The 11,844-nt window shown below is 66.4% G+C and carries 9 protein-coding genes; 4 read left to right on the top strand and 5 right to left on the bottom strand.

The window, feature by feature from the left end; all coding sequences use genetic code 11:
• Positions 1 to 40 precede the first annotated feature (40 nt).
• Together F0185_RS23955 and F0185_RS23950 are read right to left on the bottom strand one after the other, a co-directional pair.
• Positions 41 to 1,807: a GspE/PulE family protein gene (locus F0185_RS23955; RefSeq protein ID WP_167228704.1), complete on the bottom strand. Its 1,767-nt coding sequence runs from the start codon at positions 1,805 to 1,807 to the stop codon at positions 41 to 43.
• Between the two features lie 105 nt (positions 1,808 to 1,912).
• Positions 1,913 to 2,320, bottom strand: a complete 408-nt coding sequence (locus F0185_RS23950; RefSeq protein ID WP_167228702.1) for a hypothetical protein — start codon at positions 2,318 to 2,320, stop codon at positions 1,913 to 1,915.
• Positions 2,321 to 2,694: 374 nt separating this feature from the next.
• On the opposite strand from F0185_RS23950, the gene F0185_RS23945 reads away from it, so the two are divergent.
• Positions 2,695 to 2,859, top strand: a complete 165-nt coding sequence (locus F0185_RS23945; protein ID WP_167228700.1) for a hypothetical protein — start codon at positions 2,695 to 2,697, stop codon at positions 2,857 to 2,859.
• 8 nt (positions 2,860 to 2,867) lie between these two features.
• Here the strand turns inward: F0185_RS23945 and F0185_RS23940 are convergent, their stop codons facing one another.
• Positions 2,868 to 3,224: an antibiotic biosynthesis monooxygenase family protein gene (locus tag F0185_RS23940; protein WP_167228698.1), complete on the bottom strand. Its 357-nt coding sequence runs from the start codon at positions 3,222 to 3,224 to the stop codon at positions 2,868 to 2,870.
• Positions 3,225 to 3,332: 108 nt separating this feature from the next.
• On the opposite strand from F0185_RS23940, the gene lepB reads away from it, so the two are divergent.
• A complete protein-coding gene (gene lepB / locus F0185_RS23935; RefSeq protein ID WP_167228696.1) occupies positions 3,333 to 4,244 on the top strand; it encodes a signal peptidase I in 912 nt (303 codons plus the stop codon).
• An 18-nt stretch (positions 4,245 to 4,262) separates the two neighbouring features.
• Here the strand turns inward: lepB and F0185_RS23930 are convergent, their stop codons facing one another.
• Together F0185_RS23930 and F0185_RS23925 are read right to left on the bottom strand one after the other, a co-directional pair.
• Positions 4,263 to 6,629 carry a GspE/PulE family protein gene (locus F0185_RS23930; RefSeq protein ID WP_167228694.1) on the bottom strand — a complete coding sequence of 789 codons (2,367 nt, stop codon included), beginning with the start codon at positions 6,627 to 6,629 and terminating at the stop codon, positions 4,263 to 4,265.
• Positions 6,630 to 6,651: 22 nt separating this feature from the next.
• Positions 6,652 to 7,542, bottom strand: a complete 891-nt coding sequence (locus F0185_RS23925; RefSeq protein ID WP_167228800.1) for an MBL fold metallo-hydrolase — start codon at positions 7,540 to 7,542, stop codon at positions 6,652 to 6,654.
• Between the two features lie 241 nt (positions 7,543 to 7,783).
• Between F0185_RS23925 and F0185_RS23920 the strand changes: the two genes are divergently transcribed.
• Positions 7,784 to 10,051: a CHASE2 domain-containing protein gene (locus tag F0185_RS23920; protein ID WP_167228692.1), complete on the top strand. Its 2,268-nt coding sequence runs from the start codon at positions 7,784 to 7,786 to the stop codon at positions 10,049 to 10,051.
• A gap of 216 nt (positions 10,052 to 10,267) precedes the next feature.
• Positions 10,268 to 11,842, top strand: a complete 1,575-nt coding sequence (locus F0185_RS23915) for a ShlB/FhaC/HecB family hemolysin secretion/activation protein (RefSeq protein ID WP_167228690.1) — start codon at positions 10,268 to 10,270, stop codon at positions 11,840 to 11,842.
• Positions 11,843 to 11,844 lie beyond the last annotated feature (2 nt).

The following is an 11,844-nucleotide window of genomic DNA, read 5'->3' as shown; positions in this document are numbered from 1 at the left end:
GACCGCCCGTTCCGACCGGCGGTCTTTTTTTCGTCCGGCGCTAACGGATGCACACCTGGCGCACCGTGCGCAGGTCGGTCAGGCCCAGCAAGACCTTCTCGATGCCATCCATTTTCAGGGTCAGCATGCCTTCATCGAGGGCGGCGGCGAGCAGCAGCGCGACCCGGCTGCGCTCCTGCAACAGACGCTTGATGTGGTCCGAGCCGATCATCAGTTCGTGCAGGCCGATCCGGCCCCGGTAGCCGCCATTGCACCCGGCGCAGCCGCGCGCGCGGTACAAGGTGAAGCGCCCCTCGCCATCGGCATGGCGCGCGCGCCAGGCGGCCAGCACCGCGTCGGGCGCCGCGCCGGCGTGCGCAACTTCGGCGCAGTACTCGCCGGCCAGCTGCGCCATTTCGGCCGCGCCGGGTTGGTAGGCTTCTTTGCACGCGCCGCACAGGCGCCTGGCCAGGCGCTGCGCCAGCACGCCGAGCAGCGCGTCGGCGAAGTTGAACGGGTCCATGCCCATGTCGAGCAGGCGCACGATCGATTCCGGCGCGCTGTTCGTGTGCAGGGTGGCCAGCACCAGGTGCCCGGTCAGCGACGCCTCGATGCCGATGCCGACCGTTTCGCGGTCGCGCATTTCGCCGACCATGATCACGTCCGGGTCGGCCCGCAAAAAGGCCCGCATCACGGTCGCGAAGTCGAGCCCCGCCTTGCGGTTGACCTGCACCTGGCGCAAGCCCTTTTGCGTGATCTCGACCGGGTCTTCGGCGGTCCAGATCTTGGTGTCGGGCGTGTTCAGGTGCGCCAGCAGGGAATGCAGGGTGGTGGTCTTGCCCGAACCGGTCGGCCCGCACACGAAGAACAGGCCGTGCGGCTTGCCGATCGCCGCCAGCAGGCGCGCCAGGTTATGCGGCAGCACGCCCAACTGGTCGAGCGCCATGGCGTCGCCGGCCGGCAGGATGCGCATGACGATGTCTTCCACCCCGCCGGCCGACGGAATGGTGGCCACGCGCAGTTCGATGTCGAGCGGGCCGTACTTGCCAAAGCTGATCTTGCCATCCTGCGGCCTGCGCCGCTCGGAGGTATCGAGGTCGCACATGATCTTCACGCGCGCGGCGAGGGCGTTGCGGTAGCCGGCCGGGATGTCGATGTAGGGCGCCAGCGCGCCATCCTTGCGAAAGCGGATCGCGGTGCGCCCCTTGCCGGGCAGCGGCTCGATGTGGATGTCGGACGCGCCCTGGCGCCAGGCATCCATGATCACCTTGTTGACCAGCTTGACCAGTTCATTTTCCACCGCCTGCGAGACCGGCCGGGTGTCTTCGCTGTCGTTCGCGTCGTGCGTCATGCCGGACAAGACTTCGCGCAGCGAGCTGCCGTCGCTGCGCGCGGTGGTGCCGAAGAACTGGTCGACCGTGCGCCGGAATTCGGCGCGCGTGGTGACGCACCAGACGATGCTCGACCTGGGGAAGACCTGGTTGACGATGCGGCTGGCGCGCACCCGTTCCGGGTCGAGCGCGAGCACCAGCAGGCCGTCCTTGTCTTCGTCGAGCGGCAGCCACTGGTTGTCGTCGACGTATTGGGCCTTGAGGTTCTTGAGCAGGGAAACGGGTTTGATACGCCCCGGGGCAAACGCTTCGTAGCGCACCCCGAAATGGCGCGCCAGCGCGTTGCCGATGGCCGCCAGGGGCAGGTGCAAGTCCCTCACCAGCACGTCTTCGATGTCGAGCAGGGCCGCATGCGCCGCGTGCCGCGCCTGTTCGAGCTCGGCGGCGGAGATGAGCGCGTCCAGAACCAGCGCGTCGTACTTGCTGTGTGCTTGCATGCGGCCCCCGTCATGGCGCTGGAAAACCCCATGATGTGGACATTCCGCAGCACCGCGCTTGACCTCGCTCAGGCGTGCGGACGGAACCGGAATCGCCCGCGCGCGTCAGTTAGGGCCGAGCAAGTCGTGGGCGTCGAGGATGGCGTAGATGATGTCCGGGTGGCGCTCGAGCGAGCGCCGGATCGCGCTCGGGACCGCCTGACGGGTCTTGCGGCACAGGCCCGGCCGGTCTTCCAGCACAATGCTCAGGCCGCGTGCGCTTTTTACCTCGTTGTGACTGGGCGTGATCTGCAAGACCACCCCGAGCTGGCTGCGCAGGCGCTCGCTCAGCTTGTTCAGTTCGGCGTAGCTGGCGATGCCGTCGATATGGGCGAGCAGTTTCTTTTCTTCCTCGCGGGTCAGGCGCAGGATGCGCGTGTCGCCGCCGGGCTCGGCCAGCAGGGCGTCGCGCTGGCACACGCAGGCGCCAGGCGGACATTCGGTGCGGATCGGAAAAGTTGGTGCCTGGAGCATGGTGGTCGGATCGCCGCAGCGGGGGAACGGGCCGGATCGATAGAGTAGCCCCGTAGCGGCGTTGCTGTCAAACGGCGGCCGCCGCCTTGGCCCGGGCGCGATGAGGCACGCAATGCCGCCGGCCGGGACGGCATTGCGCGTCGGGCAGATTTTTCTTGCCCTTGTTTATGGGCTTGCTGGGCGCACGGTTCGAGCCTGCTCACCCCGCTGTATGATGCACGCGCGACCTGGGCGATAATTCCGCCACTCACTTTCACTCTTTATTGCTTATGAAATACACATGCCCCCGTTGCCAGGTCCCCCTCGGGATATTCCTTGCGGGTCCCGGCCGTCCGCGCGTCAAGCAGGGGGCTTGTCCAGCCTGCGGAACCAAGGTGACCATCGGCGCGAACGGTAAACGCTTTGCGATCGTGCTGCCCTTGCTGATCGTATGCAACTGGCTGGCCTGGGGAATCGTGCCGCCGGTGATACTCGGGCTGCTGTCAGGATGTGTGCTGTGGACCACGGTAACGCAGTTGGACAAGCTGCCGCCGGTCTAGCGGGGCCGTCACTGCGCCGCGTGGAGATCAGCCGGCGCAGTGCTCGCGGGCACGTTCATCCTGTGCCCCAGTTCGGCATTTCCGTAAGTACGAATCACTTCGGAAATGACCACGTGATACCCGTCCAGCCAGCGGGCCTGCGCCGCCTTGGCTTGCAGATGGGCCGGATGTTGCATCAACGCTTGCAGCGCTTCCAGGCTGTCCCAGTAATACACGTTCGAAAACAAGCCGGTGGCGCGGTTTTCCCACGCTTCTTCACCCAGGTAGCCGGGCAGCGACTTGGCCGCCTCGGCAATGGTTTTGTCGAGCTGATGAAACTCGTCGTCGAGATCCTTGGTGCCGAAAATGAAGGTGGAAGAATACATGGCGTGCCTGGGAATGAGTGAACGGCAATTGTGCCATGTCAGCAATCAACTTGTTGGACAATCCTCGTTGCGTGAGAGAATGCCGCTTTCTGATTGGATGGGGTGCGCATGAACTGGAAACCGAACAAGTGGATCGCTACCGGCCTGAACCTGGCGACCATGCCGCTGGGCCTGGTGTACGCCGGCGCGCCGCGCCTGGGCGCCTTGTTGTTCGGTGGCGCCTTGCTGCTGGCGTGCGCCATCTTCTTCCTGCTTCCGGGGCCGCTGGCCAACGGCGCCATGGTGGTGCTCCAGTTGACCCTGGTGGTGCTCGGCGTGACCTTGGGCTACCGCGTGGCCAGCCGCGCCCCGCCGCGCGCTGTCAGGCCGGGCTACACGCGCTGGTATGGATTGCTGGCCATCGCGCTGCTGTACCTTTTGGTCGTGGTCGGCCTGCGCGCCTGCTTTTATGAAACCTTTCGCGCACCCTCGACGTCCATGGCGCCGACCATCCGGGCGGGCGCCAACCTGCTGGTGCAGAAATGGGGCTATGGCCATGTGAGCGCCTATGGCATGAGCTTGGCGTCGCGTCCAATCTCGGCGCCTCTGAAGCGTGGCGACATCATCGCCTTCGATTTCCCGCTCGACCCGACCCAGCAATACGTCAAGCGCGTGGTGGGCCTGCCGGGCGACAAGGTGCAATACCGCGAGCGCCAGGTATTCGTCAACGGCGGCGCCACGCGCGTACGCCCGCTCGATGCGTATTTCGAGCCCGACCGCCTCGAAGCGATGCCGCGTTTTGAAAACAGCCTCGACGGCGTGCGCTTCGACACCTTGCTCAACGAGACCGATCCGGGCGCCGGGGAGCGCCTGGTGCGCGACCACGGCTGCGTCTACGAACACCTGGTGCAGGCATGCGAAGTTCCGCCCGGCCACTATTTTGTCATGGGCGACAATCGCGACAACAGCTACGACAGCCGGTTCTGGGGCTTCGTGCGCGCCGACCAGGTGCTGGGCAAGGTGGTGCGCATCATGCAGTAAGGACGGCGCGCGGCCGGCTTACTTGATGCACACCTGGCGCACCATCTTGATGTCGGTGATGCCCGAGAGGACCTTTTCGATGCCATCCATCTTCAGGGTCAGCATGCCGTCTTCCAGCGCCGCCGCCAGCAGGGCGGCCACGCGGCTGTGCTCCTGCAAGAGTTTTTTGACCTTGTCGGTGCCGATCATCAGTTCGTGCAGGCCGACCCGCCCGCGATAGCCCTTGTTGCACTCGCCGCAGCCGACGGCCCGGTACAGGGTGAACTGGCCGTCGGCATTGGCGTAGCGGCTGCGCCAGCCGGCCAGCACCTGCGCGCGCCCGGCCTCGGGGTCGCTGACGAAGGCGTCGGTCGCCAGCAGTTCGCTGCAAAATTCGGTGAGCAGCAAGTCCACCTCGGCCGCATCCGGATGGTAGGCCTGTTTGCACGAGGCGCACAGGCGCTTGGCCAGGCGCTGCGCCAGGATGCCCAGCAGCGCGTCGGCGAAGTTGAACGGGTCCATGCCCATGTCGAGCAGGCGCACGATCGATTCCGGCGCGCTGTTGGTGTGCAACGTCGCCAGCACCAGGTGGCCGGTGAGCGACGCTTCGATGCCCATGCTGACGGTTTCCTTGTCGCGCATTTCGCCGACCATGATCACGTCCGGGTCGGCCCGCAGGAACGCCCGCATCACGGTCGCAAAATCGAGCCCCGCCTTGCGGTTGACCTGCACCTGGCGCAAGCCCTTTTGCGTGATCTCGACCGGGTCTTCGGCGGTCCAGATCTTGGTGTCCGGGGTGTTCAGGTGGCTGAGCACCGAGTGCAAGGTGGTGGTCTTGCCCGACCCGGTCGGCCCGCACACGAAAAACAGGCCGTACGGTTTTTCGATGGCCGCGCGCAGGCGCTCCAGGTTAAATGGCAACACGCCCAGCTTGTCGAGCGGGATCGGCTCGCCCGCCGCCAGGATGCGCATCACGATGTCCTCCACCCCGCCCGAGGATGGAATGGTCGCCACGCGCAGTTCGATGTCGAGCGGGCCGTATTTCTTGAACTTGATCTTGCCGTCCTGCGGTTTGCGCCGCTCCGAAATATCGAGGTCGCACATGATCTTCACGCGCGCGACCAGCGCATTGCGGTAGCTGGCCGGGATTTCGATGTACGGCACCAGCGAGCCATCCTTGCGAAAGCGGATCCCGGTCTTGCCTTTGCCCGCCAAGGGCTCGATGTGGATGTCCGAGACGCCCTGGCGGTGGGCATCCATGATGACCTTGTTGAGCAGCTTGACCAGTTCGTTTTCGACAGCGGCCGAGACGTCCAGCGTGCCGTCGCCCTCGACCTCGTCCTGGTCCATCCCGGAGAGCAGTTCGCCCACCGAGCCGCCCACGGCGTCGACGGCGGCGCCGAAGAATTGTTCGGCGGTGCGCCGGAATTCCTCGCGCGTGGTGACGCGGTACAGCACTTTGGCCTTGGGGAAGATCTGGTTGACGATCTTGCTGGCATGGATGCGCTCCGGGTCGAGCGCCATCACCAGCAGGCCCTCGGCGCTTTCTTCGAGCGGCAGCCACTGGTTTTCCTCGACATATTGCGCCTTGAGGTTGCGCAGCAGGTCGGTCGGCTTGATCCGGTCCGGCTTGTACGGCTCGTACGGGGTGCCGAAGAACTTCGACAGCGAGTCGCCGATGGCCGCCGCGCGCACCTGGAACTCCTTGGACAGCACCTCCTCGATATCGAGGTTCTTCTTGCGCGCCGAACGCGTGGCCAGTTCCAGTTCGGGCGCCGACAGCACCGCCTCGTGCACCAGCCCGACGTACTTGGTGCGCATCGTCTGCGGCGGCTTGAGGCGCTGGCTGAAGGCCACCGACAAGGTCTCGCACAGGTCTTGCGCGCCTTCCACGCACACCGGCGAGAACGGTCCGCCCTTGCGGTTGTTGATGAACTGGATCACGCCGAGCAGCTCGTTCGACTGCACCGTCAGCAGCGGCGCGACCAGCATTTCGCGCGTGCGGTAGCCGGTGCGCTGGTCCACTCCGCTCTGGAAGTGCAGGCCCGGCGCGAGGCGCTGCAGCTCTTGCTCGTCGTAGGCGTCGCGAATGTTCAGGGCCTTGCGGCTCAGGGCCACGAAGCCGGCGATCGAACTGGGCGAAATCGACAGGCGCAGTTCGCGAAACGTCGTCAGCCCGGTCTTGACCTTGGAAACGATATGGTCTTTTTCGGGCGTGACCGCGTACAGGGTGAAGCGGTCGCAGTCGAACAGGTCGCAAAAATCCATGCCCAGGTCGAGCATGATTTCATCGAGATTGGCGGTCGCGTGAATCTTGTTGGTGACCGCCTGCAGCCTTTTGGAAAAATCCAGGCGCGCGCCGGTGTCGTCGTCGCCTCCGTGCTTGCCGCTTGCCGCATCGTTCATGGTGTCGTCGCTTTCGGCTGGTTCAGTTCAATGTCACTTCCAGGCCTTCGTAGGCCAGCACCACCGACAGGCCGTCCGGCAGCGGCCCGTGGCGCAGGAGGGCGTCGGCGAAGACCGCTTCGAGTTCGTCGTCGCTGCGGGTCGGTTCGTGGTGGGTGCAGTACAGGGTGCGCGCGCCGACCCGCACCGCACTGGCGATGGCCGCGTCGAAGGTGCCGTGCCCCCAGCCGCGCTTGGACGGGTATTCGTCGCGCGTGTACGAGCAGTCATGGACCAGCGCGTCGACGCCGTGCATGGCGCGGTCGATGGCCAGCTGGCGCTGATCGATCTCGCGCTGGCAGTTCGCGTGGCGCGGGTCGGGTTCCGGATACGGGTTGAAGAAAGGCTCGTGGTCGCCCGTGAAAAACAGCGACTTGCCGTTGCAGCTGATGCGGTAGCCCAGGTTGCTCACCGGGTGGTTCATGACCACGTTCTCGACCAGCGCGTCGCCCACCGCGACGGCCACCCCGACCTCGAGCGTATGGTAGTCGATGGTGGCCGCCATCTGCGCTTCGCCGACCGGAAAATAGCTGTTTTGCAGCTGCACGCCCATGATGTGCTCGATGCCCTGGCCGGACGCCTCGTCGCGCGCGCCGTGCAGGCGTATGCGGCTGGTGGGGAGGAACAGCGGCGTGAAAAAAGGCAGGCCGTGGATATGGTCCCAGTGGCTGTGGGTGATGAAAATATTCGCCGTCACCGGCAAGCGCGTGAGCAGGTCCTGGGCCAGCGCAAAAATGCCGGTGCCGCCGTCGAGGATGATCAGGGTGCCGTCGTCGGTGCCCACTTCGATGCAGGTGGTGTTGCCGCCGTAGCGCGCGGTGCGCGGCCCCGGCGAAGGAATCGAGCCGCGCACGCCCCAGAAGCGCAATTTCATGTCGTCACTCTCATGGCCGGAACCGTCGATGTTGCAATTACGGTCGATCATAGCGGTTTTGCCTGCGCGTGGCTGCACATTTTGCCGTCGCAATCGCGCGTCCCCGCTTTCGTGCCGTTTTGCCCACGCTTTTTTGCGCACCGGTGTACAGGGCCGGCGAGCGGCGCTACACTCATCCGGAGTGCCATGCGGCCTGGCGCGGCCTTCCGACGGACGGGTGAATCCTCATGCAAGCTGCACAATGATAAGCAAGCGCGCACGCCGGCTGCGTAAATACGCCCCACGCTGGCTGCTCGGGCTCGCGCTCACCGCGCTGGCGGCGCTGTCCACGCTGGGCTTTTTTCACAGCGATTCGGTCGAGCGCATGGACGGCTTCGTGGCCGGCCTGCGCATGCGCATCGAGGCGCCCGTGCTCGACGCGCGCATCGTCATTGTCGATATCGATGAAAAGAGCCTGGCCGCGCTCGGGCGCTTTCCGTGGAGCCGCGATATCCAGGCCAACCTGGTGACCCAACTGACGCGCCATTACGGCGCCGGCGCGGTCGGTTTCGACATCTCCTTTCCGGAACCCGATACCTCGTCCGGCTACGCCGTGCTCGAACGCCTGGCCGGCGCCGAACTGGCCGGGGTGGACGGCCTGAAGGCGCAACTGGCGCGCCTGAAAGCGGGCATGGATTACGACGGCTTGCTGGCCGACGCGCTGCGCGGGCAGAACGTGGTGCTCGGCTACAACGTCTCGGACAAGCTGCGCAAGGGCGTGCTGCCGGCGCCGGCGTTTACGGTCGAGAGCCTGAACGGGCGCGAACTGCTGGCCTACACGGCGGACGGCTACGAAGCCAATATCGCGCGCCTGCAGCAGGCCGCCGCCGGCGCCGGCATCTTTACCGCCTCCACCGACGCCGATGGCGTGATCCGCTCGTCGATCCTGTTGCAGCGCATCGGCGAGGCGTATTATCCCTCGCTGTCGCTGGCCACCGCCGCCGTGTACCTGAAGGCGCGCGCCATCGCGCCGTATTTCGACACCACCGTCGAGCAGTTGTCGCAGGCCGAAAAAGACAGCGGCGCGGTGCCGTCGATCTCGCTCTTTTTGCCGCGCGGGCAGTTGCGCATTCCGGTGGGCGAAGGGCTGACCACCTATGTGCAGTTCCGTGGCCGCGGCGGCCCGGCCGGCGGCGCGTTTCGCTACGTCTCGGCGCTCGACGTGCTTACCGGCGCGACGCCGCCGGCGCAGCTCAAGGGCGCGCTGGTGCTGGTCGGCTCGACCGCGCCCGGCATCAACGACCTGCGCGCCACGCCCGTCAATCCCGAGTTCCCCGGGGTGGAAGTGCACGCCAACCTGCTCAAGTCGATCCTCGACAACGACTTCAAGTCGCGTCCCGCCGCCGCCTATCTGTTCGAGTGCGGGCTGGTGCTGGCCTTCGGCCTGGTGCTGTCGCTGGCGCCGGCCCTGCTGGCGCCGCTGCGCGCGGTGCTGCTGACGGCGGCGGCGCTGGCGGCGGCCATCGGCCTCAATTTCTACCTCTACTACGAAGCCGGCATGGTGCTCGGCGCCGCCGTGCTGGTGCTGCTGATCCTGGCCCTGTTCGTGCTCAACCTGGGCTTCGGCTACTTTGTCGAGGTGCGCAAAAGCCACGCCCTGGTGTCGCGCTTTCGCGAGTACGTCGCGCCCGAACTGGTGGCCGAAATGGCCGACAATCCCGAGCAGTACACCATGGAGGGCGAAAGTCGCGAACTGAGCGTGCTGTTCGTCGACGTGCGCGGTTTCACCACCATTTCGGAAGGACTCGATCCGAAAACCCTGCGCGAATACATCAACCTGTACCTGACGGCCATGTCGGAAGACATCCGCGACAGCCATTGCGGCACGCTCGACAAATACATCGGCGACGCCGTCATGGCCTTCTGGGGCGCGCCGGTGTCCTTTGCCGACCATGCCCGGCGCGCCGTGGCCACCGCCTTGCTGATGCAGGCCAGCGCGGCGCGCCTGGACGCGCAGTTCCAGGCGCGCGGCTGGCCGCCCTTGCACATCGGGATCGGCATCAACAGCGGCATGATGCATGTCGGCGACATGGGCTCGCGCATCCGCCGCGCCTACACCGTCATGGGCGACGCGGTCAACCTGGCCGCGCGCCTGGAAGGCGTCACCAAGGTGTACGGGGCCGGCATCGTGGTCGGGGAGGCCACGTGCGCCGCCGCTCCCGGCTTCGCCTGGCGCGAACTGGACCTGGTGCGGGTCAAGGGCAAGCATGCGCCGGTTGCGATCTTCGAGCCGCTCGGCATGGCAGCCGCGCTTGATCCGGCGGCGGTGGCGCGGCTGGCGCGCTGGCACACGGCGCTGGCGCTGCTGCGCGCGCGCGACTGGGAGGCGGCCGGCGCCATGCTGGCGGCGCTCGCAGGCGAGGAACCGGATTGCCGGCTGTATCGCCTGTACCTGGAGCGCCTGGCGCTGTACCGCGCCGATCCGCCTGGCGCCGGCTGGGATGGCGTGACCGTGTTCGACACCAAGTGAACGTGTCGCCAGCCGCGTATTTGTCATTCTCATATTCCTCTGACGCCTGCCTGCAACGCTTTTCAAAAAAGCGCCGGTTTCGCTCAACATTCGGGCCGTGCCGGCCGGGGACGGCATTACACTTATTGAATACGCGTAACAAAGTTGCCACTTTTATCATTCTCATCATTGGGATAAGACCATGCCACTTTCCCCCGTCGCCGTCAGGGCAACGCCATGAATGTTCCTTTTGCGCGCCTCATCGCCGGCGCCGCGCTCGCCGCGGCGGTCGGCGCCGCCTGGGCCGCCGATCCGGCGTCCGAGACGATCCGTTTTGACATCAGCCGCTACGAGGTGGCCGGCAATACCTTGCTCGGCCAGGCCGAAATCGACGCCGCGCTCGCTCCCTACACCGGCGCCGGGCGCGACTTCGGCGACGTCCAGCGCGCGCTCGAAGCGCTCGAAGCGCTGTACCACGCGCGCGGCTACCAGGTGGTCACGGTCCAGCTGCCGGAACAGGAACTCAAGGGCGGCGCGGTGCGCCTGACCGTGACCCAGCCCACCATCGGACGGATCGAGGTGCGCGGCAACCGCGTGTTTGACGAAGCCAACGTGCGGCGCAGCCTGCCCACCCTGCAAGCCGGGCGCACGCCCGACCTGGACCGGGTCTCGTCGAACCTGCGCATGGCCAACGAGAACCCGGCGCGCAAGATCCGGATGACCTTGCAAAGCGGCAGCGCCGACGACACGGTCGACGCCGTGCTCGACGTCAGCGACGGCAAGCCGTGGACCGCCATGCTCAATGTCGACAACAGCGGCAACGCGCAGACCGGCAAGACCCACGTCAGCGCCATCGTGCAGCACGCCAACCTGTGGGGGCGCGACCATGTCGGCAGCCTGCAGTACACCACCAGCGCCGAAGAACCGAGCAAGGTCAGCGTGTACGGGGCCGGCTACCATATTCCGCTGTATGAACTGGGCGACTCGGTCGACCTGTACGCCAGCTACTCGGATGTCGATTCCGGCACCATCACGGCCGGCATCGTCAACCTGGCGGTGAGCGGCAAGGGCAGCATGGCCGGGATGCGCTACAACCAGGGCCTGGCGCGGCGCGGCAAGCTCGATGCGCGCCTGGTGTACGGGATCGACTACAAGGCTTACAAGAACAGCGTGCTGTTCTTCGGCCAGGAGGTCGGCAACGACGTCACCGTCCATCCGCTCAGCGTGACCTGGGTGGCCAGCCTGCCGTGGGCCGGCGGCGAAGCGAATGTGTCGCTCGGCGTGGCGCGCAACCTCCCCGGCGGCAGCCGTGGCGGCCAGGCCGACCTCGAACGCGCGCGCGCCGGCGCCAAAGCCGGCTACGGCATGCTGCGCTTCGCCGGCGCTTTCAGCCGCGCGCTGGCCAAGGACTGGCAGGCGCGCGTGCTGCTCAACGGCCAGTGGAGCGGCGACGCGCTGGTGCCGGGCGAGCAGTTCGGCGCCGGTGGCGCCAGTTCGGTGCGCGGCCTGGAAGAGCGCGCGCTGTCGACCGATTCCGGGGTGCTGGCCAACCTGGAGCTGTACACGCCCAACTGGTGCGGCGCGCGCTGGCAATGCCGCATGCTGGCGTTTTACGATGCCGCCCACGGCCGCCGCAACGAGGCGCTGGCCGGCGAATATGCGCGCGCCACGGTTTCCAGCGCAGGCCTCGGCTGGCGCGTGGCGGTGGGCAGTTCGATGACCATGCAGCTCGACTACGGCCATGTGCTGCGCAGCGACGCCGGCGCCACCCGCAACAATAAACTGCACGTCCGTGTGGGCCTGGCCTACTAGAG

It is taken from the genome of Massilia rubra (assembly GCF_011682065.1).
GTDB lineage: Bacteria > Pseudomonadota > Gammaproteobacteria > Burkholderiales > Burkholderiaceae_D > Telluria_A > Telluria_A rubra.
This window is presented reverse-complemented; position numbering and strand designations above follow the sequence as displayed.